The organism is Acidovorax sp. SRB_24 (assembly GCF_012931925.1).
The window spans coordinates 1-279 of the sequence record NZ_MWOM01000336.1 but is presented as its reverse complement, the minus strand read 5'-3'; the positions used below and the strand labels follow the sequence as shown (position 1 = coordinate 279).

Annotated in this window: 1 protein-coding gene; it reads left to right on the top strand. The window is 65.6% G+C overall.

The features are described 5' to 3' along the window. Positions 1-65 precede the first annotated feature (65 nt). Positions 66-279 (top strand): serine aminopeptidase domain-containing protein (locus B2J89_RS23405; RefSeq protein ID WP_205763944.1); only part of this gene is annotated, 214 nt, incomplete at its 3' end.

The following is a 279-nucleotide window of genomic DNA, read 5'->3' as shown; positions in this document are numbered from 1 at the left end:
CGTAGAGCTGCGTTGTGATTTCCAATCAAACCGGCGCAGACCGGTCTTGGTTCAAGGGGACAGGAATGGACAAGCAGACCTTGCGGGTCGATGGCGCGGTGCCTTTGGCGTTGCGCGTCTATGCGCCGCCCGGCGCGGCGCGCGCCAGCGTCGTCATAGGCGGTGCCATGGGCGTGCGCCAGGCCTTCTATGCGTCTTTTGCGCAATGGCTGGCCGAGCAGGGCTTTCGCGTCACCACGTTCGACTACCGGGGCCATGGCGACTCGCTGCAGGGGCACC